The 24,707-nt window shown below is 70.4% G+C and carries 22 protein-coding genes and 1 pseudogene; 12 read left to right on the top strand and 11 right to left on the bottom strand.

What is annotated here, in order from left to right; genetic code table 11:
- Nucleotides 1–19: 19 nt before the first annotated feature.
- Together ACFYXA_RS11270 and ACFYXA_RS11265 are read left to right on the top strand one after the other, a co-directional pair.
- Nucleotides 20–1,114, top strand: a complete 1,095-nt coding sequence (locus tag ACFYXA_RS11270) for a GNAT family N-acetyltransferase (protein WP_352246898.1) — start codon at nucleotides 20–22, stop codon at nucleotides 1,112–1,114.
- Nucleotides 1,115–1,288: 174 nt separating this feature from the next.
- A complete protein-coding gene (locus ACFYXA_RS11265; protein ID WP_352246899.1) occupies nucleotides 1,289–1,981 on the top strand; it encodes a glycoside hydrolase family 11 protein in 693 nt (230 codons plus the stop codon).
- A gap of 55 nt (nucleotides 1,982–2,036) precedes the next feature.
- Here the strand turns inward: ACFYXA_RS11265 and ACFYXA_RS11260 are convergent, their stop codons facing one another.
- On the bottom strand, nucleotides 2,037–3,023 hold the full coding sequence (locus tag ACFYXA_RS11260) for an ArsR family transcriptional regulator (RefSeq protein WP_389030935.1): 987 nt from the start codon (nucleotides 3,021–3,023) through the stop codon (nucleotides 2,037–2,039).
- A gap of 151 nt (nucleotides 3,024–3,174) precedes the next feature.
- On the opposite strand from ACFYXA_RS11260, the gene ACFYXA_RS11255 reads away from it, so the two are divergent.
- Nucleotides 3,175–3,546, top strand: a complete 372-nt coding sequence (locus tag ACFYXA_RS11255; RefSeq protein WP_351093487.1) for an SH3 domain-containing protein — start codon at nucleotides 3,175–3,177, stop codon at nucleotides 3,544–3,546.
- Between the two features lie 246 nt (nucleotides 3,547–3,792).
- Here ACFYXA_RS11255 and ACFYXA_RS11250 read toward each other — a convergent pair whose 3' ends face one another.
- Nucleotides 3,793–5,832: a beta-galactosidase gene (locus ACFYXA_RS11250; RefSeq protein WP_352246921.1), complete on the bottom strand. Its 2,040-nt coding sequence runs from the start codon at nucleotides 5,830–5,832 to the stop codon at nucleotides 3,793–3,795.
- Nucleotides 5,833–5,951: 119 nt separating this feature from the next.
- Between ACFYXA_RS11250 and ACFYXA_RS11245 the strand changes: the two genes are divergently transcribed.
- The 5 genes from ACFYXA_RS11245 to ACFYXA_RS11225 all read left to right on the top strand — a co-directional run bounded on the left by ACFYXA_RS11245 (nucleotide 5,952) and on the right by ACFYXA_RS11225 (nucleotide 10,355).
- Entirely contained in the window at nucleotides 5,952–6,695 is a 744-nt protein-coding gene (locus ACFYXA_RS11245; RefSeq protein ID WP_352246922.1) for an SDR family oxidoreductase, read from the top strand.
- A gap of 67 nt (nucleotides 6,696–6,762) precedes the next feature.
- On the top strand, nucleotides 6,763–7,509 hold the full coding sequence (locus tag ACFYXA_RS11240) for a FadR/GntR family transcriptional regulator (protein WP_352246923.1): 747 nt from the start codon (nucleotides 6,763–6,765) through the stop codon (nucleotides 7,507–7,509).
- A complete protein-coding gene (gene dgoD, locus ACFYXA_RS11235) occupies nucleotides 7,506–8,651 on the top strand; it encodes a galactonate dehydratase (protein ID WP_352246924.1) in 1,146 nt (381 codons plus the stop codon). Before ACFYXA_RS11240 ends, dgoD begins: the two co-directional genes overlap by 4 nt.
- Before the next feature lie 112 nt (nucleotides 8,652–8,763).
- Nucleotides 8,764–9,384 carry a bifunctional 4-hydroxy-2-oxoglutarate aldolase/2-dehydro-3-deoxy-phosphogluconate aldolase gene (locus ACFYXA_RS11230; protein ID WP_352246925.1) on the top strand — a complete coding sequence of 207 codons (621 nt, stop codon included), beginning with the start codon at nucleotides 8,764–8,766 and terminating at the stop codon, nucleotides 9,382–9,384.
- Entirely contained in the window at nucleotides 9,381–10,355 is a 975-nt protein-coding gene (locus tag ACFYXA_RS11225; RefSeq protein WP_352246926.1) for a sugar kinase, read from the top strand. Before ACFYXA_RS11230 ends, ACFYXA_RS11225 begins: the two co-directional genes overlap by 4 nt.
- Nucleotides 10,356–10,460: 105 nt before the next feature.
- On the opposite strand, the gene gcvH is transcribed toward ACFYXA_RS11225, so the two are convergent.
- Both gcvH and ACFYXA_RS11215 read right to left on the bottom strand, forming a co-directional pair.
- Entirely contained in the window at nucleotides 10,461–10,841 is a 381-nt protein-coding gene (gene gcvH, locus ACFYXA_RS11220) for a glycine cleavage system protein GcvH (protein WP_352246927.1), read from the bottom strand.
- A 170-nt stretch (nucleotides 10,842–11,011) separates the two neighbouring features.
- The gene (locus tag ACFYXA_RS11215) at nucleotides 11,012–11,767 is read right to left on the bottom strand and encodes an ASCH domain-containing protein (protein ID WP_389030927.1); all 756 of its coding nucleotides are present in this window, start codon (nucleotides 11,765–11,767) and stop codon (nucleotides 11,012–11,014) included.
- A gap of 278 nt (nucleotides 11,768–12,045) precedes the next feature.
- Here ACFYXA_RS11215 and ACFYXA_RS11210 point away from each other — a divergent pair, with 278 nt between their 5' ends.
- Nucleotides 12,046–12,477 (top strand): tautomerase family protein, encoded by a 432-nt coding sequence (locus tag ACFYXA_RS11210; protein ID WP_352246929.1) that lies wholly within the window; start codon nucleotides 12,046–12,048, stop codon nucleotides 12,475–12,477.
- An 87-nt stretch (nucleotides 12,478–12,564) separates the two neighbouring features.
- Nucleotides 12,565–12,729, top strand: a pseudogene (locus ACFYXA_RS11205) (hydrolase); the annotation flags it as partial.
- A 46-nt stretch (nucleotides 12,730–12,775) separates the two neighbouring features.
- Here the strand turns inward: ACFYXA_RS11205 and ACFYXA_RS11200 are convergent.
- Entirely contained in the window at nucleotides 12,776–13,807 is a 1,032-nt protein-coding gene (locus ACFYXA_RS11200; RefSeq protein ID WP_389030923.1) for a saccharopine dehydrogenase family protein, read from the bottom strand.
- Nucleotides 13,808–13,909: 102 nt separating this feature from the next.
- On the opposite strand from ACFYXA_RS11200, the gene ACFYXA_RS11195 reads away from it, so the two are divergent.
- On the top strand, nucleotides 13,910–14,875 hold the full coding sequence (locus ACFYXA_RS11195; protein WP_352246932.1) for a helix-turn-helix domain-containing protein: 966 nt from the start codon (nucleotides 13,910–13,912) through the stop codon (nucleotides 14,873–14,875).
- A gap of 79 nt (nucleotides 14,876–14,954) precedes the next feature.
- Here the strand turns inward: ACFYXA_RS11195 and ACFYXA_RS11190 are convergent, their stop codons facing one another.
- The 5 genes from ACFYXA_RS11190 to ACFYXA_RS11170 all read right to left on the bottom strand — a co-directional run bounded on the left by ACFYXA_RS11190 (nucleotide 14,955) and on the right by ACFYXA_RS11170 (nucleotide 21,273).
- Nucleotides 14,955–16,106 carry a hypothetical protein gene (locus ACFYXA_RS11190; protein ID WP_352246933.1) on the bottom strand — a complete coding sequence of 384 codons (1,152 nt, stop codon included), beginning with the start codon at nucleotides 16,104–16,106 and terminating at the stop codon, nucleotides 14,955–14,957.
- A complete protein-coding gene (locus ACFYXA_RS11185) occupies nucleotides 16,103–17,542 on the bottom strand; it encodes a hypothetical protein (protein WP_352246934.1) in 1,440 nt (479 codons plus the stop codon). The genes ACFYXA_RS11190 and ACFYXA_RS11185 overlap by 4 nt, the downstream gene beginning before the upstream one ends.
- 188 nt (nucleotides 17,543–17,730) lie before the next feature.
- Complete coding sequence (locus ACFYXA_RS11180) at nucleotides 17,731–18,948, bottom strand: metallophosphoesterase (RefSeq protein ID WP_352246935.1); 1,218 nt, start codon at nucleotides 18,946–18,948, stop codon at nucleotides 17,731–17,733.
- 95 nt (nucleotides 18,949–19,043) lie between these two features.
- Entirely contained in the window at nucleotides 19,044–19,568 is a 525-nt protein-coding gene (locus ACFYXA_RS11175) for a DUF1877 domain-containing protein (RefSeq protein ID WP_389030917.1), read from the bottom strand.
- Nucleotides 19,569–19,803: 235 nt separating this feature from the next.
- Entirely contained in the window at nucleotides 19,804–21,273 is a 1,470-nt protein-coding gene (locus ACFYXA_RS11170) for a non-reducing end alpha-L-arabinofuranosidase family hydrolase (RefSeq protein WP_352246937.1), read from the bottom strand.
- Nucleotides 21,274–21,981: 708 nt separating this feature from the next.
- On the opposite strand from ACFYXA_RS11170, the gene ACFYXA_RS11165 reads away from it, so the two are divergent.
- Nucleotides 21,982–23,418: an endo-1,4-beta-xylanase gene (locus ACFYXA_RS11165; RefSeq protein ID WP_389030914.1), complete on the top strand. Its 1,437-nt coding sequence runs from the start codon at nucleotides 21,982–21,984 to the stop codon at nucleotides 23,416–23,418.
- A gap of 171 nt (nucleotides 23,419–23,589) precedes the next feature.
- Here the strand turns inward: ACFYXA_RS11165 and ACFYXA_RS11160 are convergent, their stop codons facing one another.
- Complete coding sequence (locus ACFYXA_RS11160; protein WP_352246939.1) at nucleotides 23,590–24,633, bottom strand: LacI family DNA-binding transcriptional regulator; 1,044 nt, start codon at nucleotides 24,631–24,633, stop codon at nucleotides 23,590–23,592.
- Nucleotides 24,634–24,707 lie beyond the last annotated feature (74 nt).

Here is a 24,707-nt window from a genome sequence, read left to right as displayed (position 1 = left end):
CGCCGAACCAGGAGCCCACATGTCCACACCCCGCCTCCCGCGCATCCACGTCGTGCACCCCGACGACCTGACACCAGGGGACCTCGAACTGTGGGGCGAACTGAGCACCGCCACCGCGGACGCGGTGAACCCCTTCATGAGCGCGCAGTTCACCCGTGCCATGGGCCAGGTCCGGCCCGACACACGGGTGGCCGTCCTGCACCGCAGAAGAGAACGGCTGGGCTACTTCCCCTACCAGCGCAGCAGATGGGGCCACGGCCGTGCGGTCGGTCTGGGCGTCTCCGACTGCCAGGGCGCCGTGCTGCACCCCGACACCCAGCTCGACCCGCTGCACCTCATGCGCGCCTGCTCCCTGAACGCCTGGGAGTTCAACCACCTCGAAAGCGGCCAGGACCTCTTCCTCCCTTATGCGACAGGCCAGTTCGCCTCACCGGTCGTCGACCTCACGCACGGCTTCGCACGGTACGAGGACCATCTGCGCACGCACTCGCGCCGCTTCCTCAAGGCGGCACGTGCCCAGGAACGCCGGATGAGCCGCCAACTCGGGCCCCTGCGCTTCGTCCACGACGAACGCGACCCCGAGGCCCTGCGCACACTCCTGACCTGGAAGTCCGCCCACTACCGGCGCACGGGCCGCCGCGATCCCTTCGCCCAGCCCTGGATCACCGACCTCGTCGACCGACTCGCCCACACCGCCTCACCGCACTGCACCGGCATCCTCTCCGTGCTGTACGCGGCCGACAGACCGGTCGCCGCACATTTCGGCCTGCGCTCGCAGACCGTCTTCTCCTGCTGGTTCCCCTCCTACGACCGCAGCCTGGCCACCTACTCGCCCGGCCGCGTCCTCTACCTCCGCATGATCGAAGCCGCCGCCGCGTCCGGCATCCGCCTGTTCGACTTCGGACGAGGCGACGCCGCCTACAAGAACTCCTTCAAGACCGGCGACCTCCTCGTCCACGAGGGGGCCCTGCGCACCACCGGCCCCGGCGGCACCCTGCACTGGCTCCGCAGCGAACCGACGAGGGCCGCGCACCGACTCGTGCGGGAGCACCCGTCGTTGAAGCGGGCGGCGGTGCGCACACTCAGGGCCGTCGGCGCCGTACGGAGTCGCTGAGCCGGTTCGAAACATTCGGTCCCCGCGTCGAAAGTGTTGACAGTCCATCAGGCCGGTCCAACACTGGCGACGGCGACAGACCCCCCACCGACCGCCGGATCGGCGCAGCCGCGGCTGGATCCACGATCAACTCCGTCGGGCCGTGTCCTCCGTCGGCTTTCACGAGGAGCAGATATGCACAACGGTGACATACCGCCTCTTGGGCTGGGCCGCAGGCGATTCATCGGCGGCGCGGGAGCCGCCGCGCTCGCCGTCACGTCGGGACTGATCCTGCCCGGCACGGCCCGCGCGGACACGACCATCACCACCAACCGGACGGGCTTCGACAACGGCTACTACTACTCGTTCTGGACCGACGGCGGTGGCGCCGTCTCCATGACGCTGTCGTCCGGGGGCGCCTACCGGACCTCGTGGACCAACTGCGGCAACTTCGTCTGCGGCAAGGGCTGGAGCAACGGCGGACGCAGGACGGTCCGCTACTCGGGCGGCTTCTCCCCGTCCGGCAACGGCTACCTCGCCCTCTACGGCTGGACGTCGAACCCGCTGGTCGAGTACTACATCGTCGACAACTGGGGCTCCTACCGGCCGACCGGCACCTACCGGGGCACCGTCACCAGCGACGGCGGCACGTACGACATCTACCGCACGACGCGCTACAACGCCCCCTCGGTGGAGGGGGTCCGCACGTTCGACCAGTACTGGAGCGTCCGCCAGTCGAGGAGGACGGGCGGAAGCATCACCACCGGCAACCACTTCGACGCCTGGGCCAGGGCCGGGATGCCTCTCGGCAGCTTCCGGTACTACATGATCCTCGCCACCGAGGGCTATCGGAGCAGCGGCAACTCCACGCTCACGGTGACCGGCTGACTCCTGCGAGACGGCGTGAGCGCCGGGCGGGCGTACGACGCGACCGCTCAGGCGCTCACGGCCGATCCGGTGAGCTGCCGGTGAGGAGAGCGGCGCCGAGGCGTGTGACGGTGTGCAGGACGGTGTTGGCCCAGCGTGCGCTGCTGATCAGTCCGGTGTTGCGCAAGGCCGTGGTGTGGTGGGTGGCGGTGCCCGGGGAGACCCCGGCACGCTGGGCGGCCTCCGTCGTGGTGGCTCCGGTGGCGGTGACTTGGAGGATGCTCGCGCGGGTGCGGCCGAGAAGGGCCTCCAGCGGCTGCCCTTCGCTGACCGGGTCCGGGCCCGGGTCCCGTTGGAGCGGGTACACGATCACGGACGGCAGCTCGGGATCGGCCAAGGTCACGGGGTTGCCCCAGCAGAAGTAGGAGGGGATCAGGAGCAGCCCCCTGCCCTCGAGACGCACGTCGCGCTCCTCGGGATAGTGAGCGATCTCCAGCACGGGGTGGCGCCAGCGGATCGTGGGCCCGAGGCTGCTGAGCAGCCCCCCGGTGCCATGGTCGAGCAGGGACCGGGAGTGGCGGATCCGCTCCGCCTGCACGCACTCGCCGATGCGCTCTTCATGAGGGGCGATCACGGCCTCGTGGTAGGCGCGCAGAGCCCGCACCAACTGGCCCCGTGTGTCGCTGCCGACGAGGCGGGTGACCCAGCTCGGGGCGCCGACCCTTCCGGCGAGCATGGCCGTCTCCTCGGCCACCTGCCGTCGGCGGGCCGCGAGCACGGCGTTCAGACCGGCGTCCAGACCCTCCGCGCCCTCTGCCGGGGTGAGGAAGTCGGGAAAGTAACTGGCCCGCGGGAAGACCGGCAGGAGGAAGCCCTGCACCACCTGGTCGAGGCCGGCGTCCCGGAGCCGGACCCGGGCGGTGCGGTGCCAGTGCGCGTAGGCCCAGCGGCCGTCCCTGGTCTGCAATCGGTGCAGGCTGAGAGCGATCTCCCACAACGGATGGGGTGCCGTCGCCACCCGGATCCTGGTCAGGTCTTCGGCCGTGAAGTGAAAGCGGAGCATCCCGTCCCTCTTGCCTCTCCCACCTAGGACTTTTCACCTGACTCAAAGGAGCGTGACAGAGCCGCCGCTTGAACAGAACCTGACATCAAGCCGATGTGGAGCCGTAGGGCGCTTCGCGCCGGCGCACCCGTCACGATGCCGAGGAGGCTTCATGAGGAAACGTTTGATGCTGGGCGTTGCCGCGCTCGTCGTCCCCACCGTGCTGGGGTTCACGGGGGCCGGCACGGCATCGGCCCACGCTCCATGCGGTTCGGCCGCGCCCGGGGACCACGACTCCAGCGCCTGGAACGCCACAGGCAGCGACAGCCGGATGCGCAACGGCTCCAGCACGAGCTGCACCAGGATCAACAGCACCGCCCGCCCCGGCGATCGGCTGGACTACCACTGCTACACCTACGGCAGCGACGGCTACACCTGGACCTACCTGCGCAACGACACCCGGAGCCCGGACACGTACGGATGGGTCCGCGACGACGTCCTGTCCGACGGCGGAAGCACCCGGGAGTGTCCCGAGTACGACTAGGCATCGCCGCGAGTACCGCCCACGGGCGGGACCGGGGCGGCCGGCCGGGACGGCACGGGGGACGGCCTCCTCCGTGCCGTCCAGGCAGCCGACCACGGGCCACCGCGCCGCACAGCGCCTGGTCAGTCGTCGCCACGAAGGGCGACGACTGACGCCCTCTGGCCGCAGGCGTGTGCGCGGGGAGCGTGGCCAACGCCCCTGCGCCCCGTCGCAGTACGGACCTCATGTGCGGCCCTTCTGCTTGGTCTACGGTGCGGTCAGTACGGCCACTCCGGCGGGGGGCAGCGTGATGCGGTCGGACGGGGTCCCGCCCGGGCTCAGGGCGTCGGTCATCGGCTCGGGCAGCGTGACCACCGCCTCCTCGCGGCCGTGGTTGAGCAGGAAGACGAACCGCCCGCCGTCGCCCTCGCGCACGGTCGCCTGGACGTGTTCGGGCAGTCCGGGAAGCACGGGGCCTACGGACGCCGCACGGCACACGTCGTCGACGAGGGCGCGCATGGCCTCGGGGGCGAGGCGTGTCGCGACGTACCACGCGTCTCCCTCGCCGAAGGAGTGCCGGGTGACGGCCGGCATCCCTGCCAGGTGCCCGGAGCCGAACTCGGCGATCACATCGGCCCCTTCGGGCACGATGACCTCCGACCACAGGTCGGCGCGGCTGACGTCGCCGCCCAAGTGCCGTACGTCCACCGTCGCGTTCTCCGCCAGCGGCCAGAACTCCTCGACGCGCAGGCCCAGTACCTCGCGAAGAGGTGCGGGATACCCGCCCAGATGCACCCGGTCGCACTCGTCGACGATGCCGGAGAAGAACGACACCAGCAGCCGGCCGCCGTCGCGCACGAACCCGGTGAGGCGTTCGGCGTCCGTCTCCTTCAGCAGGCACAGATTGGGCACGACGACGAGGCGGTAGCCGCTCAGATCCCGGTCCGGGGGGATGACGTCGCAGGCGATCCCCGCCTCGAACAGGGGCCGGTAGTGGGCGAGCGCGATGTCCGTCTGGTTCAGCGCGGTGGAGGGATGGGAGTCCAGCTCCAGGGCCCACCAGCTGTTCCAGTCCAGCACCAGGGCGGCCCGGGCGGTCGAGCGGGTCCCGGCGATCTGCGGCAGGGAGGCCAACTCCCGCCCTAGCTCGCTCACTTCACGGAAGATGCGCGTGTCGGTGCCGCCGTGCGGGACCATCGCCGAGTGGTACTTCTCGGCACCGCCCCGGGACTGTCGCCACTGGAAGTACAGCACCGCGTCCGCGCCCTGGGCGACCGCCTGCCAGCTCCACAGCCGCATCCGACCCGGCGGCTTGGGCCCGTTGCGCTCACGCCAGTTGACCGCGCTCGGGGCTTGTTCCATCAGCATCCACGGCTGGCCGGAGCGGGCGGAACGGGTGACGTCGAAGATGAACCCGGCCGAGACGTGCGTGGCCTCGTCGTGCGGGTCCTGGTAGACGTCGACCGAGACGACGTCCTCCTCTGCGGCCCAGCGGTAGGAGTCGACGGCCTTGTGCACGCCGATGAAGTTGGTGGTGACGGGCACGTCGGGCGTGATCCGTCGCAGCACCTCCTTCTCCGTCAGACAGCACCGAAGGAGCGCGTCGTCGGAGAACCGCGCGAAGTCCAGCTGCTGGGCCGGGTTGGGGAAGGTCGGTGCGAGCCGGGGCGGCAGCACCTCGTCGAAGCTGTCGTAGCGCTGCGCCCAGAACGCCGTCGACCAGGCGTCGTTGAGTGCCTTGACGTGGCCGTACCGGTCGGCCAGCCAGCGGCGGAAGTCGGCGGCGGACTCGTCGCACCAGCACTGCGGGGTGTGGCAGCCGTACTCGTTGCCGATGTGCCACATCTCCAGCGCCGGATGGTCGGCGTAGCGGGTGGCGAGCCGTTCGACCAGACGCGCGGCGTACTCGCGGTACACCGCGCTGGAGGGACAGTAGTGCTGGCGTCCGCCGGGCCACATCCGCCGGCCGTCGGCGGTCTCGGGGAGGATCTCCGGGTGCAGCCGGGACAGCCAGGGCGGCGGCGAGGCCGTCATGGTGGCCAGGCACACGGCCACGCCCGCTCCGGCGAGGTTGTCCATGACCCGGTCGAACCAGGTGAAGTCGTAGTCCCCGGGCCTCGGTTCCAACTTGGCCCAGGAGAAGATCCCGGCCGTCACCATGGAGACGCCGGCTTCCTTCATCAGCGCGACGTCCTCGGCCCACACCTCCTCCGGCCACTGTTCCGGGTTGTAGTCGGCGCCGAAGGCGATCCCGGCGGGGCGCAGGCGCCGACGGGCGTCGGTCGGTACGGAGGGTGCCTGAGTCATGCCGGTCAGTCTTGGATCGGCATCGCCACCCGGTCAAGATATATTCATAATTAATTGAAACAGCTAGGTTGGGCGCAGGCCTCAGACGGGAGACGCGCACGATGACGGAGTGCCGCAGGATGGCGGGACGCGTGGCGGTGATCACCGGCGCGGCGCACGGGATAGGCGCGGCCACGGCCCGGAGGCTCGCCGACGAGGGCGCGAGCGTCGTCGTCACCGACGTCGACGACGCCGCGGGCGAGGCGCTCGCCGCCGGCATCGAGGACATGGGCGGACGGGCGCGGTACGTGCGGTGCGACGTGACCTCGGCCGCCGACTGGGAGCACCTCGCAGGCCACGTCCGCGAACACCACGGTCGGCTGGACGTGCTCCACAGCAACGCCTTCGCCCAGCTGAACAAGCCCGCGCACGAGCTCAGCGAGGCGGAGTGGGACGGTCAGATGGCCGTCCTGCTCAAGCCGGCCTGGCGCGGCATGAGGACCTTCGCGGCCCCGCTGCGCGAGGCGAAGGGCGCGGTGATCCTCACCTCCTCCGTGCACGCGGTCATCGGCCTGCCCGGCCACGCCGCCTACGCCGCCGCGAAGGGCGCCCTGTGCTCCCTGGGGCGGCAGTTGGCCGTCGAGTACGGGCCCGACATCCGCGTCAACACCGTGCTCCCCGGCCCCATCCTCACCGCCGCCTGGGACGGCATCCCGGAGCCCGAGCGGGCGCGCAGCGTGGCCGCCACCGCGGCCGGGCGGTTCGGGCAGCCGGCGGAGGTCGCCGCGGCCGTCGCCTTCCTGGCGTCGGCGGACGCCTCGTACGTGACCGGAGCGAGCCTGGTCGTCGATGGAGGATGGAGCGTCAAGAAGGAGTCCTCGTGAGCGCCGCGCACCCCGCGGCGAGCCGTACCCGGCACGCGCGAACAGGAACGGAACGGAAACGGAGAACGTGGTGACCCATCCCGGCAGGGGGCTGCACGGCCAGGCGGTGGAGGAACTGGGCCGGCGCATCATCCGCGGCGACTACCCCCCGGGTTCCGTGGTGGACCCGGTCAAGTTCGAGACGGAACTCGGCGTCAGCAAGACCGTCGTCCGTGAGGCGCTGCGCGTGCTGGCGGCCAAGGGGCTCCTGGAGTCGAAGCAGAAACGCGGGACGATCATCCGGCCCCGCGCCGACTGGAACCTGCTCGACAGCGATTTGCTGCGCTGGCAGGGGAGCAGCGCCCCCACCGACGGCTTCCTGGAGGACCTCGCCGAGGTCCGCGCGATAGTGGAGCCCGCCGGGGCCCGCCTCGCCGCGTCCCGCCGCACCACGGCCGACCTGGACGCCATGCGGCAGGCACTGGACGCGATGGCGGCGGCCGGCACCGACGCCGACGCGATGGTCGAGGCGGACCTGGCCTTCCACCGCGCCCTGCTGGACGCCGCGCACAACGAACTGCTCAGCCGCATGGAGGTCGTCATCGAGGCCGGTCTGCGCGTGCGCGACCGGATCGTGCACGGCGCCCGGCACTTCTCCGACTCCATCCCCGTGCACCAGGAACTGCTGGAGGCGGTGGAGGCGGGCGACCCCGACGCGGCCGTGACCGCCGTCGAGTCACTGCTGGCGCAGGCGTCCCACGACCTGGCGGCCGTACAGGCCCGGGAGGACCACGACGACGGCGCGACCCGTCCGCTCCCCGAGGAACCTGCTTGAAGATAACCGGACTTGAGACCTTCCTGGTCGCCCCGCGCTGGCTGTTCCTGCGCGTCGCCACCGACGAGGGCGTCATCGGCTGGGGCGAGCCCGTGATCGAGGGCCGCGCCGAGACCGTACGCGCGGCGGTCCACGAACTGGCCGACCACCTCGTCGGCCGGGACCCGCTGCGCATCGAGGACCACTGGCAGGTGCTCACCAAGGGCGGCTTCTACCGGGGCGGCCCCATCCTGTCCAGCGCCGTCGCCGGCATCGACCAGGCCCTGTGGGACATCGCCGGCAAGACCTACGGCGTCCCCGTCCACCGTCTCCTCGGCGGCCCCGTACGCGACCGCGTCCGGATGTACGCCTGGATCGGCGGGGACCGGCCCGGCGATGTCGCGGCGCTGGCCGGGGAGCAGATGAAGGCGGGCTTCACCGCCGTCAAGATGAACGGCTCGGCCGAACTCGCCCCCGTCGACACCCCGGCCCGCACCGCCGAGGTGCTGGAGCGGGTCGCGGCCGTCCGCGAAGTCCTGGGCGACGAACGGGACATCGCCGTCGACTTCCACGGCCGGGCCTCTCCCGCCATGTCCCGCCGGCTGCTGCCCCTGCTGGAACCGCTGCACCCCCTGTTCGTCGAGGAACCCGTCGCACCGGAACACTCGGGCCATCTGCGCAGCCTGGTGGAGTCCACCAACATCCCGCTCGCGACCGGTGAACGCCTTTACTCCCGCTGGGACTTCCGCGAGGTGATGGCCAGCGGCATCGCCGTGGCCCAGCCCGACGTCTCGCACGCCGGCGGCATCTCCGAGGTCCGCCGCATCGCCGCCATGGCGGAGACGTACGGCGTCGCACTGGCCCCGCACTGCCCCCTCGGCCCCGTCGCGCTGGCCGCCAGCCTGCAGATCGCCTTCTCCGTGCCGAACTTCCTCATCCAGGAGCAGAGCATGGGCATCCACTACAACCGGCAGTGCGACCTGCTGGAGTACGTGATGGACCCCGAGCCCTTCCGCTTCCAGGACGGACACGCCGTGGCCGGGTCCCGCCCCGGCCTCGGGGTCGACATCGACGAGCAGGCGGTACGCCACGCCGCCGAGACCGGACACCGCTGGCGCAACCCCGTCTGGCGCGGCCCGGACGGGGCGTTCACCGAATGGTGACCACCGTGCGACCCGGTCACGCCGCCCGGCGGGGCGTTCACCGAATGACGACCACCGCCGGCCCTGCCCCCGACCCGCACACCCGAGCCACCTCCGAGGGGAACCCGCTCCCATGAACCTGGTGGAATCGCTCCGAACCCACCGCCTGCTCGCGATCGTGCGGGGCAAGGACCCCGCCGCGGCCCTGCGCACCGTACGCACCCTCACCGAGGAGGGCATCGCGGCCGTCGAGGTCTCGCTGACCACGGCCGACGCCCTCACGGTGATCCGGCGGGCCCGCGCCGAACTGGGCCCCGACGCCCTCCTCGGCGCCGGTACCGTGCGCTCGGCGGCGGACGCGGCCCACGCCGTCGAGGCCGGCGCGTCGTACCTCGTCACCCCGGCGTTGGTCGACGGACTGGAGCCCTACGGCGTGCCCGTGCTGATGGGAGCCCTGACACCGACCGAGATCGAACTCGCCCTCGCCCGGGGCGCGGCCGCGATCAAACTCTTCCCCGGCGTCCTCGGCGGCCCCCGCTATCTACGGGCCCTGCGCGACCCCTTCCCCGAGGTGCCCTTCGTGCCCGTCGGTGGAGTGGACGCCTCGGCCGCCCGCGACCACCTGGCCCACGGCGCCATCGCCGTCGGCGTCGGCTCACCCCTCGTCGGGGACGCGGCCGACGGCGGCGACCTGGAGCAACTCCGTGCCCGTGCAGCGGAGTTCCGCAGGGCGGTCGCGGGGGAGGGGGCATGACCGCGCCGGAGACCCAGGCCCCGCCCGAGGTGGTGACCTTCGGCGAGACGATGGCGGCGCTCCGCGCGCAGGGCGCGCTGCGACTCGGCGGCAGCCTCGGCCTGTCCGTGGCCGGAGCCGAGTCCAACGTCGCCATCGGCCTCGCCCGGCTCGGACACCGGGTGCGCTGGGCCGGCCGGGTCGGCGCGGACGAACTCGGCGCCCTGGTACTGCGCACGCTGCGCGCCGAGGGGGTCGACACCGGCCACGCGATCACCGACGACACCGGCCGCCCCACGGGACTTCTGCTGACCGAACCCCGCCTGGGCACCCTCACCCGCGTCAGCTACTACCGCTCCGGCTCCGCCGGTTCGGCCCTCTCACCGGCCGACGTACTGCCGGCGCTGACCCCCGGAACCCGCCTTCTGCACCTCACCGGCATCACACCGGCGCTCAGCGCGTCGGCGGCCGAGGCAGTCCTGGCAGCCGCCATCGCCGCCCACGACGCCGGCATCACCGTATGCCTCGACGTCAACCACCGCTCCCGGCTGTGGACCGCCGACCACGCCCGAGCGGCGCTCCGGCCGCTGCTGGCCCGTATCGATCTCCTCATCGCCTCCGAGGACGAACTGCCGCTGGTGCCGGCCCGCGCGGGAGCGGACGAGGCGGCGGCGGTGCGCGGTGTTCTGGCCGAAGGCGTCGGCGAGGTGGTCCTCAAGCGTGGCGCACGCGGCGCGACCGCCTACACCGCTGACGGGCCGACCCACCGCGAGGCCCGCCGGGTCGACGCGGTCGACCTGGTCGGCGCCGGCGACGCCTTCGTCGCCGGATACCTGTCCGCCCTCCTCGACGGAGCGGACGTCCCCGCCCGTCTGCACCGCGCCGTCACCACCGCGGCGTTCGCCGTCGCCACCCGCGGCGACTGGGAGGGCCTGCCGACACGGGACGAACTCGGCCTGTTCGACGAGCCCGACGGCACGACGATCCGCTGACCCTGGAGCCGAACGGACCTCGACGGCAGCTCCGGACGGCGGGCTGCGCCTGGGGCGGCCGGCGCTGAGAGGCGCCGGCCGCCGGACGCGGACACCGCGGGGGGGTCACTCCCCGCCGACGAGCTTCTGGTACGCCTTGGCGTCGAGCAGGTTCTCGAAGGGGCCCGGAGTGGCCTTGATCTTGTAGAGCCACGTCCCGTACGGGTCGCTGTTGACCTCCTCGGGATTGTCCACGGCATCCTCGTTGACCGCGACGATCTCCCCGCCGACCGGGCTGAACAGGTCGGAAGCCGCCTTGACCGACTCCACGGTGCCGACGGGGTCCCCCGCCTCGACCACCTTGCCGACGGAGGGCAGATCGAAGAAGACGATGTCGCCGAGGGTCTTCTGGGCGTGATCGGTGATGCCGACGGTGACGGTCCCGCCCTCGGTGCGGACCCACTCGTGTTCGTCGGTGTACTTGAGATCGCTGGGCACGTGGGACATCTCAGCTCCATCAGGCCGTGGGGGTACGCGGTGCGAAGCGGCCGCCGTGTCGACGACCGACAGAGACAGCCTTGCGCCGTTGACCCGCAAAGGCGTGTATTTCGAGCCGCAGGTTCCACCGCCCGGGTGACGCCCGCCCCAGTCGGCCTCATAGCCTTCCACGGACGGATTCAGGCAGCGCCCGTCTGATCGTTGACCTGGAAGGTGATGACGTCGACTTCGTCGGTTCCCGCCAGATCCGGGTAGTGGCCCTTGAGGACGTCCCGGAGCTCGGCTGCGGTCGTCAGGCCCTCGGCTTGGGCGTCCTGGTCGGTGAGGTCGCTGACCGGGCAGTGCCTGATGTCGGTCACCTCTGCCGACAGGACGACTTCGGGGTCGCTCTCGAACACCAGCCGTGCCGGCCCGAGCCGGGCCGGGTCACGGAAGCGGGTGGTCTTGGTCTTGGCGCCTGAGCGGACGACGTCGAGGTAGCGGGGGTTGAACCGAATGATCGGCGGACCTGCTGTCTCGGGGTCTTGGTAGAGAGACGGGTCGAGACCGTTCATGCCCGCCTCCGGGGTCCATCGCTGAACCAGCGGCATCAGGTCGGCGGCGAGAACGGACCTGAGCCCCTCAGGCGTGGGCACGATGACGCGCATGGTGGGGTAGTAGTCCACGAACACCTGCCGATCGCGCCCGCACGGGCCGATGACCCCGCGCCCGTGGTTTCCCACGGCGACGATGCAGCGCATCTGGCGGGCGCCCTGGGCTCGCGCGGCTCCCAGAGCCACGAGTTCGGCGCAGGGTCCGCCGGTGAAGTGGTAAAGGTTCACGCCGGCGAACATCCGGTAGTCGGCGGCCATGACCGCGGCGCCCATCGTGTGGATCCCGTCTTCGTTCGGCCCGGCATCGGTCTGCGCGTCGATGGTGCGGCGTGCCAGTTCCACGAGCTCACGCTCGTCATCGTCGAGAGGCCGTGCAGATGACGGGACGTACACCTTCTCAACCTTCCCTTCCGTCAGCAGTCGCCCAAGAGCATTCCACGCCACGCAGGTTGGGCTCCACAGGGTTTCGGCTCCCCCTGACCGGGCCTCTGTCGTGACCGCTCCACCGCGGCAGCCCCCGCCGGCAGGGAAGTTGAAAGCGCTACGATTCTGCCGCGCGACGGCGCAACGTGGCCGTTCGTACAACGATGGTGCGTGCGGCGGACAAAGGAGACTTCGGCATGTCGATGATCCGGCTCACCGTTCCGTCCGGCTGCCTCACGGAGGAAGGGCGCAAGACCGTCCAGCGTGACCTCGCCGGCGTCCTGCTGCGTGCGGAAGGAGCGCCCGACACGTCGTTCTTCCGCGCCCAGCTGTGGAGCTACCTCGTCGAACTGCCCGAAGGAGCGCAGACCACCGCCGAGGACGACGCCCCCCGCTTCCTCATCGACGTCACGGTCCCCCTGGGCGCATTGTCGGAGCAGGGCAAGGCCGACCTGGTGAAGCACTCCACCGAGACCGTGCTGTCCGCCGCCGGGCTTGCCGAGTCCGACGCGTCGCGGGTGTGGGTCCTGGTGCACGAGCAGCCCGACGGCACCTGGGGCGCGAGCGGATCAGTCGTGCGCTACTCCGACCTCGTGGCCATCGCCAAGGGGCAACGCGGCGAGGCGTGACCTTGTACAGCGCCCGTGGGGGACGGTGCACGGCCCGGCGCGGTGGCGTGACGGAACCTCCATGGCAAGGAGTTCCTCGACGAGGCATACGGCGTAACCACGCTGGCCACGATCCGCGCCGACGGCGAGCGGCAGATGGCCGTCGCCGTGAACCTGCAGAGGTGGAACAGGCTCGACCCCTCGGGCATGCCACAGCCCCACCCCATCGACGGCGCGCTCGCGGCCTTCTGTCACGCGGCGATGTACGGCTGACCGGTCGAACGACCGCGACTGTCAACAACGCTCATGATCAATACACCTAGGGCGCCGGCTTCAAGGCGATGTGCGGGGACAGCGCGCGGAGGAAGTCGGTCGCGTCGAACATCTCGCCGGCGGAGGCGACGCCGACGGTCCTCGTCCGGCCCGTGAGGATGCGGTCGACCGCTTCGACCGCGAGGGGTGCGGTGACGGCATAGATGTCCTGCCCGCCGGCCACGGCGCGCCGTTCCCTGACGCCCAGGCGCACGACGACGTCGACGAGGAAGGTCTGCGCGGACCGCCCGTGTTCGTCGACCGCGGTGGGAGTCGGCGTGTCCGGGGCCGATACGCCCCTGGCCGCTTCGGTCGTCATGTAGGTGCGCACTTCGGCGATGGGCAGATGGCTGGGGACGGTGACGACGTCGGCCATGGTGAACTCGCCGATGACGTCTCGGGGCCCCAGCGGGTCGGGGAAAGGCCACTGAAGGGTGGGCAGGTCGTCGTTGTGGTACTCCAGCCGCCCCTTCGTGAAACGGACACGGCGGCCGTTGCGGCGCTCGACGGAGACCTTGCCTGCGGCGCGCGTCCCGTCCGTGGGCGCCCAGCCGTTCAGCCCGTACGCGATGTGGACCTCGTCCGCCTCGGTCCAGTCGCCCATCGCCGCGGTGGCCAGCAGGTCGCCGAGACCGCCGTAGAAGGCCATCGCGGGCACGATCGCCGTCCCCGCGGCGCGGGCACGGTCCGCGAACTGCGCGAACGTGTCGGCGTTGGCCTCGATCTCGGCCGCCACATCGACGTACGGGATCCCCGCACGAAGGGCCGCCTCGATCACCGGGGCGGCCGTCGTGGCGAAGGGACCCGCACAGTTGATGACGGCTGCCGCACCCGCCAGCGCGCGGTCGAGGGACGCCGGGTCGTCGACCGAAGCAGGGCGGACCTCGACCCCGGGGTACTCGTCCGCCAGCCCTTTCAGCTTGCGGGCGTCGCGGCCGGACAGCACCGGGACGAACCCGCGCTCCCGAAGATGTGCCACCACGAACCGTCCGGTGTGCCCGTACGCGCCGTACACCGTCACCGTCTGCCCCGTCGCCATGACGTCTCCCCTGTGCTCGAACCGATCCACTGCGACGATCTTGGCGGGTTCGAAGACGCAACCGTGAGTGTCTGGAACGACATGCCCCATACAATTCCGGACATGAAAACTGTCGCGCTGGCCGTCACCGACGGGATGCTGCACTTCGAACTGTCCGTGGCGCACGAAGTCTTCGGCTCCGCCCCGGCCGGAGTCACCGTCCCCTGGTACGACGTCTCCGTCTGCGGGCCGGGCACGGTGCGGTTCGGCCGGTTCCGGCTGGAGCCCGACCACGGCCTCGACCGGCTCCGGGGCGCCGACACCGTGATCGTCCCCGGCTGGGCCGACGTCGACGTGGCCCCGCCCGTCGAACTGGTCAAGGCGGTGCGCGCGGCCCACGACGCGGGCGCCCGCGTGGTCTCCCTGTGCACGGGTGCGTTCGTGCTGGCCGCCGCGGGTCTGCTGAACGGCAGGCGCGCCACCACCCATTGGGCGCACACCGACGTCCTGGCCGCGCGCCACCCCGACGTGGAGGTCGACCCGGACGTCCTCTACGTGGACAACGGCAGCGTGCTCACCTCAGCGGGCAAGGCCGCCGCACTCGACCTCTGCCTGCACCTCGTCCGCCTCGACCACGGCTCGTCGATCGCCAACGCCGTCGCCCGCCGCCTCGTCGTACCACCGCACCGAGCCGGCGGCCAGGCCCAGTTCGTCACCGCCCCGGTGCCCACCCAGGACGACCACCCGCTCGCCGCCCTGCTCCCCTGGATCATCGAACGGCTCGACCAGCCGCTGACCGTGGAGGACCTGGCCCGCCACGCACGGATGAGCTCACGTCACCTGGGCCGCCACTTCCAGGCGGCGACCGGAACCACGCCCCTGCAATGGCTGCTGACCCAACGCATCCGCCACGCCCAGGAACTGCTGGAGAAGACCGACGAGAGCATCGACGCCATCGCCGCGGCCACCGGCATGGGCACGGCCACGACCCTGCGCCGGCACTTCAACCGCACCCTCGGCGTGCCCCCGGACACCTACCGCCGCACCTTCCGCTCCCGGACCGCCCCTTCCCCCGGCGCGAAGTCCTGACATCGGATGCCGGGCACTGCTGCCGCACGGGATCGATTGGGCGGCAACGGCACTGTCGCACAACTCACTTGAGGACCCATCAGCGCGACCGGGTCCGCTCCCGCTTGCGGTATGCGTCCAGGACGTCCTGGCGGAGCAGGAAGCCGAAGCCCGCGGACTCCAGCCGCAGGCCCAGTTGGGCCTCGTCGATGCCCAAGTCGGCTGCGGTGTCCGCCGGATGCCAGTCCTTGGCCGCCAGCCGGCTGAGAAGGTGGCCGCGACGGACCTGGTTCTCCGACAGCCGGAACGTCTTGAGGTAGGCGATCCTGCCCCTGTCGTCGGTGATGGCCTCACCGATGTGGTTCTCCTGCTTGGGACGGAACGTCGGCAGGAAGCGGGAGAGGGTGAAGCGTTCCATCCGGTGGACCGTCTGCCAGGTGTACGCGTGCTCCAGCAGGCCGGTGGCCATGGTCGTGTCGTGAAAACGCGTCCAGGCGCGTTCCTGGTCGGCGACTGCCCTGCGCAGGTGGGCCAGGGAGCGGATCCGCGCGTCGGGGATGCGCGCCCGGAACTCCTGCACCGGCGGCATCAGCGTGGCGTAGTGGTGGATCAGTTCGCCGTACAGATCCTGCAGGAGGGTCGGGTGGAGCGCGCGGTAGTCGTCGGGATGCGGGACCGCGAACACGGCCGCGAGTGCGTCGGCGACGTAGAGCATCACGCCGCACTGGCCGGGGTGGATCTCGAAGACGCGCAGTGCGTCGCCGAGTCCGTGTACTTCGGCGCCCACGTACGCTTCTTCGACGCGAGGGGAGAGCCCTTGGCGGATCGCCCGCTGCGACCACTCCTCCCAGGCGATCGACGGTCCGCCGAAGTGCAGTGCCAGGTAACCCTCCAGCGCCAGGTGCACGGGGAGGAACCGCAGCCGGTCCTTGGCCTGCCGACGGGCCATTCTGCGGTGGAAACGCAGGCGCATCGTGGCAGCGGGAGCCTCGTTGCCGCCGGCGGACATCTGAGTGCCGTAGGCGGCTGCCGGCGTACCGTCGTCGGTCCACGTGGCGACGAATCCGTGCGGGATGTAGGAGACGTAGGCGTGGCGTGGGCCGACCTCGACCAGACCTGCCACGTCGCCGTAGAGCTCCGGGCGCAGACGGAGATCGTGGAGAGGTTCGTCGCGCACGAGCGGCACCAGGCGGACGGCGCCCCAGACCTGGGAGGGGCGCGTTTCCAGTCCGGTCAGGTCCAGCGTGGTCATCGCGCCTGCTCGTGGTCGTGGCCGCTCAGCATGCGGGCCGCACGGGTGTCCATGTAAGTGATCAGTTCGGCCAGACCCGTCCGGCCTTCCGTGAACTGGGCGAGTTCCACAAGAGCGGGAAGGTCCTCGGCGTCACGGATGCCCGCGGTGGGCACCGTCGCGGACAGTCGGCGCACGTCGAAGTCGGCCGCGTCATGGACGGGGTTGACGTGCACGACGCTGGTGCGACGCTCGGGGTCGAGCCGGGTCCGCCAGATGCGCAGCACTTCGCCCGCCAGGCCGGGGGGTGCGTTGTCCCATCCGTCGGAGACGATCACCAGCCTGGACGGGGCGGTGTCCAGCGCGTCGAGGATCCGCCGCCCCAGCGGCGTGGGCCCGTTCGGATGGGTCAGCAGGGCGTCGGTCCGCCCCGATGTCCACAGCGCGGTGTAGTCGTCGGCGAGGGCTGCGAGCAGATAGTGGCAGGCAAGGGCAACGGCCAGCGGTCGACGACGCTTGGGGGCCGAGCCGGAGGCGGAGAAGCTGTCGTCGAGGACGGCGGTGACCTTGCCCCAGCTCCCTCTGTGTGAGCCGGCCACCCGAGCCGCGGCCGACTCCAGAGCGTGGGTGAGCTCATGGCGTCGGCGCAGGCGGTCCGCGACCGGCAGCGACAGCACATAGGCGGCCAGCCTGGTCAGGGGCATCCGGGTCAGGTCCGCTTGTACACCTGTGGCCCCGCGCTGGTGCGCGGACTCCTGCAGCCGCAGCGTCTCCAGCCGGGTCATGCGGGGAGCCATGCGCTGCAGGAAGACGTCCCGGGGGATGCCGTGCTGGGCGGCGAAGCCCTCGGCGGCCGTGAAGGGCAGCTCGTACAGCGCAGCCTTCTCGTAGTGCGCGCGGCGCCATGTCTCCAGGAGGGGTGTCGCATAGCGCGTGCGGGTCAGCGGCGCGAAGACGAACGGTCCCAACTCCTCGGCGGCGGGGGCCAGATGGGCGTGGCGAAGCGCCCGCTTGAGCCCGCTGCGGTACTTCACGGCGTCGAACGCCAGGTCCGGGCGGGCGGACAGCCAGTCACGCATGATCGCGCGGGTGCGGCGGTTGTTCACCCTGGCCCGGCGCAGTGCGTCGAACAGCCGGTACACGCGTTGCGGCGGCAGCGTCGCCAGACGGGCCGCGATCAGACGGCCCTCGCTGCGACGCTGGCCGGCGGTGGCCTCATGGGCGGTCTCCAGCAGACGCCGGATGATGAGGCCCGCGTTGTGGTCGTTGATGTCGAGGGCAAGGACTCCGGCGTAGAGGTCGCGGTAGTTGCCCAGCATGTACGCGTGGAGAAAATCCAAGGACAGCCGCTGCTCGTCCGCGTCGCTGTGGAACTCACGCTGGCCGGTGGAGGTGATCGCCGCGTTGACGAAGAGCAGCACGTCCTCAGCCGCGACGAGGTCCCCGTACGAATCCATCCGAATCTTCCTCACGCGTGCGATGCCGGCCGGGGAATGGGGGCACGAGCTGCGAATCATTGCTTCATAGGCAGGTTCCGGAAGTCGCACCGGAGTCCCGCGGCCGGCGACAGGACCGTAACAGAGCGGCTGACAAGGCCTCTACCGACTTCCGTCCCTGCCCGGCCACTTGCGTGGCACACCTGGCGCTACGGCGAGGTGGGCAGCTGCGTGCGGAGCACGAGCAGGGTGATCTCGCTGGGGGCGAAGACGCGGAACGGCGGGCCCCAGAAGCCGGTGCCGCGGCTGGTGAAGAGGAGGGTGCGGGCGCCGTGTCGGCTCAGGCCCGCGACGACGGGCTGGTCGATGCGGACCAGGTGGTGGAAAGGCCAGATCTGGCCGCCGTGGGTGTGACCGGAGAGCTGGAGGTCGACGCCGGCGGCTGCCGCCCGGTCGACGAACTTGGGCTGGTGCGCCAGGAGCAGGACGGGCAGGTCGGGGTCGACGCCGTGCAACGCTCCGGCGAGGTGGGCGCGGTGACCTGCCAGGCCGGAGGACTCGGCGGTGACGTCGTCCACGCCGGCGACCACGAGGGTGTCGCCTCCGCGTTCCAGCAGCAGATGGCGGTTGCGCAGCGGCTCCCAGCCCAGCTCGTCCATCAGGTCGACCCAGCCCTGGGCCTCGCTGTAGTACTCGTGGTTGCCGGTGACGTACACCCGGGCCCGGGTCGCCCGCACGGTACCGAGTGGGGCGGCCTGGGCCCGGCGTCGTTCGGCCGTCCCGTCCGCGATGTCGCCGGTGTGGCAGACCAGGTCGGCTTCCAGGGTGTTCACCGTCTCGCACACCCGTGCCGACCAGCGGGCGCGGTCGAGTGGGCCGTAGTGGGTGTCGGTGATGAGGACGACGCGGAGGCCGTCCAACCCGGGGCCCAGCCGCGGGAGTCGCACGTCGAGCCGGCGCACGCGTGGCACGCGGCGGGCCTCGGCGTACCCCCATGCGAGCAACACGGCGGTCACGCCGAGGACGGCCCAGGTGACGATCCGGGCCCGGTCCTGGCTTTCGCCGACGCCGGCCACGGTCAGGGCGAGCCGCAGGAAGACGCCGAGCAGAACGGACCAGGTGAACAGGATCCAACTGGTGCCGAGCAGGGTGTCGCCGATGATCGCGTCCCGGTCCTGCTGGCGCCGGCCGTGGCCGCGCGCCATCGCGAACGGCATACCGACGAGGCCCAGTGCGAACAGGGCTGTGCCGGTCAGAGTGACGGGGAGCGGCCAGTGCTGGCCGGAGTGCAGGAGCACCCAGCAGGGCACGGCCCACAGCAGGACGGGGGCGATCAGGGGGATGTAGCGCATCAGGCGGTGCAGTCGGCTCTTCCGCAGCGCTTGCGTCTCACCCTCGCCGGGCCGGGTGCTGCTGGTGTCGGTCACGCTTGCCCTCCCTGACGAGTCTGCCGTCCCGCGCACTGTATCCGTTCGCCCTCGGGCGGGCCGGACCGGTCGAGCCGGCGGTGAGGCAGTCCGTGTCAGTCCCACCAGAGCACGACGAGAAGCTGCCGTCGGGAGGCACCGCGGTAGAACTCGCGCAGGGCGGTGAAGTGCCTCAGCACGTACTTCTTCGGGCCACCGACGATTTTGTCCGCTCCGCTGCCGATCAAGGAAGCGGCTTCTGCTTCGTCTGTCGGCAGGGCGTCCAGAAGAGCCGGAAAGTCGATCTGCCCGAGCAGTTCCGCGGCGCGAGCCACTTGAGCCGCTGAGAGGGCCGTGGGGGCCGGCCCGAAGGAGCCGATGGCATGCGGATGGGTGTTGAGGAAGCCGAGGTCGATGGCAGTGTCGCCGTCGAGAGCCTGCCGGAGAGCACTCCGACGGACGTCGTCGAGACCTCCCAGCTCGCAGACCCGTTCGACCAGGAACGGCGCCCAGTCCAGGTCCAGGACATCCGTCGACGGTGGATCCCAGAGAGGATCTCCGTCCGGCGATGCGTCTGCTGACTGGCGACAGGAGGCGAGATACTCCGCCGGGACGCGGGCGAGTTGCTGAGTGACGGCCATGACGGCAGTATCCCGACGGCGTCCACCAGTTTTCCCTGATGATCAGCGAGCGTCCCCGCCTCCCGGAGACGAGCTCGTAGAGAACCAGAAGGCTGATGTCGACGCCGGATTCCGAACCGCAACCCGACCGGGATGCCCAACCCCAGTCGAGAAGTCTGCCGACCCGGGCGGGCTCGGCCTTGCGCGGAGCCCGCCCGGGTCGGCTCCCTACCGAAGCCGAACTCGTGTCACGCCGTCAGCGCTGCCGTGTCAGCAGACCCGGGCGGTAGGGCAGGAGGCCGTAGTCGCCGCCGGAGTCGGGGCTGCGGCCCTGGTAGAGCAACTGCAGATTGCAGGGATCGACGGTCATGGTCTGGTCGGGGCTGGTGCGGATCAGTTCGCCGTGGCTGATGTCGTTGGTCCAGGTGGCGCCGCTGTTGGCCTTGCCGGCGAAGGGGTTGCTCTCGGTCGTGGCCTGGGGTGTCCATGAGCCGTTCAGACTGGTGGCCGTGAAGGAGCGGAAGTAACGGTGGCCCTGCGCGCCGATCGCCTCGACGATCATGAGGTAGCGGTTCTGGCCCTGCAGCTTGTAGACCTGCGGGGCTTCGAACAGGTTGTTCGTCGAATCGCTCATGACCACGGTCGAGGTCGACCCGAAGCTGCCCGGGAAGTTCCCGATCGGCATGCTGGCCCGGTAGATCTTGCCGTTGTCACCGGCGAAGAACAGGTACATGTTCGTCCCGTCACCGATGAGCGTCTGGTCGATCGGTCCTGTCCCGGAGTCGGAGATGCCTCCGGAGAAGAGCACCTGCTGGGCCGACCAGCCATTGGGGTTGGTGGGGTCGCTCGACGTCCGGTAGGAGAAGGCGGTCCCGCCCCACTGGTAGGCGAGCACCCAGATGTTCTTCGGTGCGAAGTAGAAGAGCGTGGGCGCGACGGTGGAGGCCGACATCGTGTTCTGGCCGGCTGAGGCCATCTCCGACCAGTTGGTGAACAGGCCGAAGTTCATGGAACCCCAACGCGTCCCCGTGTCGTGCGTCGTGGCGTAGACGAGTTGCCTGCCGTTGTAGGGGACGACGGTGAAGTCCTTGAGTGAGACCCATCCCGGCTTGGGCTGTGCCAGCGCGCCCGTCGATGTCCAGCGGTACGTCGACGGAAGATCGCACGGGCCGGGGGTGTCGGCGCCGACCTTGACGAGCTGCCACTGCTGGTTGGTGCCGCCCCAGTCGTCGTACTGGACGATGTTCGCGTTGTCGGCGGTGGAGGCGCCTTGTACTTCGAGGGCTTTGTTGCTGTGGCGCGAGACGAGCCGCACGTAGCCGTCCGAGCTGTCGGACAGCCGCCACTGCTGGTTGGCGCCGTTCAGGTCGGCCCACTGGACGATCGGGCCCCCGTTCGCGGTGGACCTGTTCTGGACGTCCAGGACCTTGCCTGAGTGGCGGGACACGATGCGGTAGTAGCCGCCCCCGGAATCGACGAACCGCCACTGCTGCTGGTTCTGATCGTTCCTGGTCCACTGAGTGATGCGGGCGCCGTCGCCGGTCGCCATGTTGTACACATCCAGGGCCTTGCCGCTGTTGCGGTTGACCAGCACATACGAGGCGTTGGGGTCCACGGTCGCCGCGGCGGCGGGCTGGGCGCCGAGGAAGGTGGATACGAGCAGCAAAGGCGCGAGAACGGCGAGTAATCGCCTCATGCGGACCGGTGGTGGGTGGCGAAACCACATAAGAGGGCGCCTCCTTTGTGGGGGGCGGGGTGAGGTGACCCCGGTGAACGACGGAGCTGACGTTCCGGGAAGAGGAGGGGGGATCTCGAAACATTCGAAAACCTCCCGGAAGCTTTGACGCCACAAGCTAGAAATGATGGGCCCTCTGGTCAAGGCCTGTCACCGATCTGTCCACAAACAGCGCCTCTTTTCGGGACGGGCAAGCTGTCGAACCGGCCGGCAACGCGGCCCCGGCCCGGCGGCAGCTGTCGACGGCGGTGCCCTGGGTTCGCCACTCGGCTTGCCGGGGTCCCGGAAGTTTCGGTCGAGGGACCGAAACTTCTTCTGCGGTGAGTATTGACGTCGCATCGTCAATGCCTCAATCATCCCTGGCTGAGGAGCCGCTCATAGTTCGCGCCGTCGAACCGATTCAGTGCTGCAGAGCAGATCCAGGCACAGCTGCACGACAGATCCGCACACCAAAGCCCGTGACCCCTTCACGTTCCACCCGCCGTACGTCACCCGACGACCGGCCGCGTGCCGTCCGTGCCGGTCGAGAGCGTCCCCGTCCCCTGAGCGCGGTGTCCGGTGGTTCCGAGCTGCCCGGGGTTCGGACCGCCCCGTCCGTCCGCGAGGGGGAGCGGCGACGCATTCCCTCGCGATGCGGCGGACCGTGTGCTGGCCGCCGCGTTTCAGTCCTTCTTCGACGCCTACCCTGGAGGCACATTCATGGGTTCGTATGCCCTTGCCAGACCCGTTGTCAGGAAGGTCCGCGGCCTGCTGTGGGCGCTGGTCGTCGGTGTCCTCGGAGTGGTCGCCGCCCTGGTCGCGCCGCCGACCGCACACGCCGCCGAGAACACGCTCGGCGCCGCGGCGGCGCAGAGCGGCCGCTACTTCGGCACCGCTATCGCCTCGGGCAGGCTGGGCGACTCGGCGTACACGACGATCGCGAGCCGTGAGTTCAACTCGGTGACGGCCGAGAACGAGATGAAGATCGACGCCACCGAACCGCAGCGGGGCCAGTTCAACTTCAGCGCCGGCGACCGTGTCTACAACTGGGCGGTGCAGAACGGCAAGCAGGTGCGCGGCCACACTCTGGCCTGGCACTCCCAGCAGCCCGGCTGGATGCAGAGCCTCAGCGGCAGCACACTGCGCCAGGCGATGATCAACCACATCAACGGCGTGATGGCCCACTACAAGGGCAAGATCGCCCAGTGGGATGTCGTGAACGAGGCCTTCGCCGACGGCAATTCAGGAGGTCGGCGCGACTCCAACCTGCAGCGCACCGGCAACGACTGGATCGAGGTCGCCTTCCGCACCGCGCGCGCCGCCGACCCGGCCGCCAAGCTCTGCTACAACGACTACAACATCGAGAACTGGACCTGGGCCAAGACCCAGGGCGTGTACAACATGGTCCGCGACTTCAAGCAGCGCGGCGTGCCGATCGACTGCGTCGGCTTCCAGTCGCACTTCAACAACGACAGCCCGTACAACAGCAACTTCCGCACCACCCTGCAGAGCTTCGCGGCCCTCGGCGTCGATGTGGCCATCACCGAGCTCGACATCCAGGGCGCCTCGGCCACGACCTACGCCAACGTGACCAACGACTGCCTGGCCGTCTCGCGCTGCCTCGGCATCACCGTCTGGGGTGTGCGCGACACCGACTCCTGGCGGTCGGAGCAGACGCCGCTGCTGTTCAACGGCAACGGAAGCAAGAAGCCCGCCTACACCGCCGTCCTCAACGCCCTCAACGGCGGCTCCACCCCGAATCCCCCCACGCCTTCGGACTCCGGACCGGTCAGGGGCGTCGGTTCGGGCCGCTGCCTGGACGTGCCCGGCACCAGTACCACCGGCGGCACGCAGCTCAATCTGTGGGACTGCCACAACGGCGCCAACCAGCAGTGGACGTACACCGCCGCCGGCGAGCTCAGGGTCTACGGCGACAAGTGCCTGGACGCCGCCGGCACCGGCAACGGCGTCAAGGTCCAGATCTACGCCTGCTGGGGCGGCGACAACCAGAAATGGCGCCTCAACTCCGACGGATCCATCGTCGGCGTCCAGTCCGGCCTCTGCCTCGACGCCGTCGGGAGCGGCACCGCCAACGGCACCCTGATCCAGCTGTACTCCTGCTCGAACGGCAGTAACCAGCGCTGGACCCGCACCTGATGGGGTCTGGAGGTTCTTCGCACAGTTCCAGTGACACGCCGGCACCATGAGGTGGAGCCAGGATCATCCTGGCTCCACCCCCGACCGATGGGGTCCCTGGGACTGGCCGGCCGCCCGGCGCCACGAGGGGAGCAGGGCGTCCTGCGGACGGGATCGCGGTGCCCGTACGGCTCAGCGCGCCCCGCGGTCGGGTGACGCCTGCCGGCCGGTGCGTGCGGCGGCTGTGCTGGAGCGCAGCGAGATCGGTGGGGTCAACAGGATGTGCCGTGGCGGGGCGTCCGGCGCGGTGATGCGTTCCACCAGAAGGGCAACGGCCTTCTCACCCATTTCCAGGGCCGGTACGTCCGCCGCCGTGAGCGGCGGGCGGAAGTCCTCGGCCCAGGTCCTGGCCGCCACGCCGGTGATGGAGAAGTCGTACGGCACGTCGAGGCCGGTGTCCGCCAGCGCGCGCTGGATGCCGGGCAGGGCGGCCTCGTTGATGGTGGTCACGGCGGTGAGGTCCGGGCATCTGCGCAGCAGTGCCTCGACGCATTCCTGACCTGAGCGGGCGTCGTCCCCGCACGGCACTTCGATGCCGTCGAGGTCGCGTTCGGCCACGGCGGCCTCGAAGCCCTCTCTGGCTCTGCGCGCCGGGCCGTAGCCCGCCGCGACGAGTTCGGCGGAACGCGTGATCAGAGCCACTCGGCGGTGCCCCAGATCGGCGAGGTGCCGCACGCAGTGCCGGACCAGGCCGGCGTAGTCGACGTCGATCCAGGACATCTGCTGGTCGCCGGCCGTGTGCCCGATGCCGACGAAGGGCAGTCCGGAATCCCGCAGGCGATCCACGCGAGGGTCCTCCAGGCGGATCTCCATCAGGATGACGCCGTCCACGCGGCTCTCCGACACCAACCGCTCGAAGGAGCGGTCGTGGTCCGCGCCGGAGGGGGACAGGAGCACATCCAGGTCGACCCGGGCGGCGGCGTCGACCACGCTGGCCACGAAGTCCAGTTGCATGTGTGTGAGCCTGTTGCCGGCCGGCGGGATGACGAGACCGATCGTCCGGGTCCGGCCCTCCTTGAGGGCCCGCGCGGTCGCGTTGGGGTGATATCCCAACTCGTTGATCACGTCCTGGACCCGTCTTCGGGTGCTGCTCGCGACGGGTCGCTTGCCGCTGAGCGCGTACGACACCGTGCTGCGTGACACGCCGGCGCGCCGAGCGATCTCCCCGATGTTCATGCCGCCCCCAAGAACCCACCCGGAGGCCGACAGGATAGCCCGCGACCACGGGTCCGCAGCCGGGCGCGGGTGCG

The organism is Streptomyces sp. NPDC002566, from assembly GCF_042889585.1.
In the GTDB taxonomy this organism is placed as follows: Bacteria; Actinomycetota; Actinomycetes; order Streptomycetales; family Streptomycetaceae; genus Streptomyces.
This window is presented reverse-complemented; position numbering and strand designations above follow the sequence as displayed.

Bases quoted from the DNA above. Each gene is read 5' to 3' on its own strand.
- ACFYXA_RS11270 (WP_352246898.1), top strand. From the start codon at position 20: ATGTCCACACCCCGCCTCCCGCGCATCCACGTCGTGCACCCCGACGAC.
- ACFYXA_RS11265 (WP_352246899.1), top strand. From the start codon at position 1,289: ATGCACAACGGTGACATACCGCCTCTTGGGCTGGGCCGCAGGCGATTC.
- ACFYXA_RS11260 (WP_389030935.1), bottom strand. From the start codon at position 3,023: ATGCTCCGCTTTCACTTCACGGCCGAAGACCTGACCAGGATCCGGGTG.
- ACFYXA_RS11255 (WP_351093487.1), top strand. From the start codon at position 3,175: ATGAGGAAACGTTTGATGCTGGGCGTTGCCGCGCTCGTCGTCCCCACC.
- ACFYXA_RS11250 (WP_352246921.1), bottom strand. From the start codon at position 5,832: ATGACTCAGGCACCCTCCGTACCGACCGACGCCCGTCGGCGCCTGCGC.
- ACFYXA_RS11245 (WP_352246922.1), top strand. From the start codon at position 5,952: ATGGCGGGACGCGTGGCGGTGATCACCGGCGCGGCGCACGGGATAGGC.
- ACFYXA_RS11230 (WP_352246925.1), top strand. From the start codon at position 8,764: ATGAACCTGGTGGAATCGCTCCGAACCCACCGCCTGCTCGCGATCGTG.
- ACFYXA_RS11225 (WP_352246926.1), top strand. From the start codon at position 9,381: ATGACCGCGCCGGAGACCCAGGCCCCGCCCGAGGTGGTGACCTTCGGC.
- gcvH (WP_352246927.1), bottom strand. From the start codon at position 10,841: ATGTCCCACGTGCCCAGCGATCTCAAGTACACCGACGAACACGAGTGG.
- ACFYXA_RS11210 (WP_352246929.1), top strand. From the start codon at position 12,046: ATGTCGATGATCCGGCTCACCGTTCCGTCCGGCTGCCTCACGGAGGAA.
- ACFYXA_RS11200 (WP_389030923.1), bottom strand. From the start codon at position 13,807: ATGGCGACGGGGCAGACGGTGACGGTGTACGGCGCGTACGGGCACACC.
- ACFYXA_RS11195 (WP_352246932.1), top strand. From the start codon at position 13,910: ATGAAAACTGTCGCGCTGGCCGTCACCGACGGGATGCTGCACTTCGAA.
- ACFYXA_RS11190 (WP_352246933.1), bottom strand. From the start codon at position 16,106: ATGACCACGCTGGACCTGACCGGACTGGAAACGCGCCCCTCCCAGGTC.
- ACFYXA_RS11185 (WP_352246934.1), bottom strand. From the start codon at position 17,542: ATGGATTCGTACGGGGACCTCGTCGCGGCTGAGGACGTGCTGCTCTTC.
- ACFYXA_RS11175 (WP_389030917.1), bottom strand. From the start codon at position 19,568: ATGGCCGTCACTCAGCAACTCGCCCGCGTCCCGGCGGAGTATCTCGCC.
- ACFYXA_RS11170 (WP_352246937.1), bottom strand. From the start codon at position 21,273: ATGTGGTTTCGCCACCCACCACCGGTCCGCATGAGGCGATTACTCGCC.
- ACFYXA_RS11165 (WP_389030914.1), top strand. From the start codon at position 21,982: ATGGGTTCGTATGCCCTTGCCAGACCCGTTGTCAGGAAGGTCCGCGGC.
- ACFYXA_RS11160 (WP_352246939.1), bottom strand. From the start codon at position 24,633: ATGAACATCGGGGAGATCGCTCGGCGCGCCGGCGTGTCACGCAGCACG.